Source organism: Deltaproteobacteria bacterium PRO3, assembly GCA_030263375.1.
GTDB lineage: Bacteria > UBA10199 > UBA10199 > DSSB01 > DSSB01 > DSSB01.
The window spans coordinates 1-1,553 of the sequence record SZOV01000197.1 but is presented as its reverse complement, the minus strand read 5'-3'; the positions used below and the strand labels follow the sequence as shown (position 1 = coordinate 1,553).

Here is a 1,553-nt window from a genome sequence, read left to right as displayed (position 1 = left end):
TCTTAAGACCCAGGGGGACAGGCAGGTTGTCCTTTCTCTTTCTCACTCGGATTCCCTTGTTTGTGACTTAATTTAGGCTCTTTTCAAGATACAAGGGGGTCCGGCCGTGTCCCGCTGGGACATATCGCCCCCGGCTAGGGGCGGACGCGGCAAAAGAAAAAAGCCGCATAAAGAAACAAAATGAACGCGAAGACTGACTGAGATAGGTTAGAAAGGCGCGTCCAAGGTGTCCGGCGGCACCAGCAAGGTAGGCCCCGGCGCATGGCGCAAGAGTTGGTGGGCGACCGACCCCATCCGCCGAGTCGGCGGCGCACTGCGCCCGCGAGTGGAGAGGATCAAGAGCGCCCCGGGCTCGGCGCGAAGCAAGGTCTCGACCTCCTCGGTGGCATGGCCGACGCGCAGCTCGCGGTCGACCTCGAGGCCTTGCAAGGGAAGCTCCGCGGCGAAGGCCTCGAAGGGCCCCTGCGCCATCTCCAAGATCTTCTCCTCGAGGCTGACGGATTCCAAGAGACTGCGCGGCGGCAAAAAGCGCGTCTCCGCGACATGCAACAGGACCACGGGCAGCGAGAGCCGGCGCGCCCAATCAAGCCCCACCAAGACCCCGCGGCGCGAGCGCGGCGAAAGATCCGTAGGCAGCACCACCTTGCGCAAGACGTCGACCCCCTCCCCCCGCTCCACCCAGACCGGGATCGGCGAGTGCGCCGCCAAGGTCTCGGTCAGGCTGCCGAGAAAGAATCGCTGCAGTGCGCTCTTGCCGTGGCCACCCAGGACGATCAGCCCGGCGCCGCGCTCGTTGGCCTCGGCGATCAGGTCGCGGTCCGGCACCCCCACCCGCAGTTCGGTCTCGACGGAGAGCTCCTCGCCGAGCACCTCGCGGGTAAACTCGCTCAAGCGCCGCGTCAGGCCCTCCTCCGTCTCGCCCAGCATCTCCAGCAGGGCGATGGGGTTGAGCGAGGCCTCATAGGGATGCTCTTTGAGGACGTGGACGACGGCCAGCGGGGCGCCCCAGACCCGCGCCAAGGCCCCGGCGCGCTTCAGGGCGCGGCGGCTAGGTTCGGAAAAATCGACTCCTACCAGGATGTTTTTCAGGACGGTCATGGGGGAATCATGACTCAGCTTTCGGCCCAAGAAAAGCGAAAGCTGCGTCAAAAATTTCCGGCCCCATTTTTGGGGGAAATTTTGACGCGGGCGACCGTCACCGCCCCCGGGGCCCATTGTGGCGCGGATTTGCCGGACGTAGAATGAAAGCGAAGGAGGAAATATGCGCCGACGATCCTTGACGCGGGCCATGCTGGCGGGCTTCGTCGCCACTCTGGCGATGACCTTTTTGGGATTCGCCGCCAGCCGGCTCGGGATGCCCTTTTTGAATTGGGCCAAGACCCTCGGACAGTCGACGGGCGGGGGGATGACCGGTTACTTCCTCTTCTTCGTCGGAGGGGTGCTGCTGGCGCTGGTCTATGTGGCTCTGTTCCACGAGCGGCACCCGGGCTCCTCCTGGAAGCGGGGCGTGTTTTTCGCCTTCGTGATGGGGCTCGCCACCGGGGCGGCTTTGG

2 protein-coding genes are annotated in these 1,553 nt (G+C 64.6%); one reads left to right on the top strand and one right to left on the bottom strand.

All coding sequences use genetic code 11. The annotated features are described in order from the left end of the window. Positions 1 to 207: 207 nt before the first annotated feature. Positions 208 to 1,290, bottom strand: a complete 1,083-nt coding sequence (locus FBR05_15280) for a universal stress protein (protein MDL1873542.1) — start codon at positions 1,288 to 1,290, stop codon at positions 208 to 210. Here FBR05_15280 and FBR05_15275 point away from each other — a divergent pair. Continuing rightward, on the top strand, positions 1,262 to 1,553 hold a 292-nt coding region (locus FBR05_15275), incomplete at its 3' end, for a hypothetical protein (GenBank protein ID MDL1873541.1). The genes FBR05_15280 and FBR05_15275 overlap by 29 nt on opposite strands.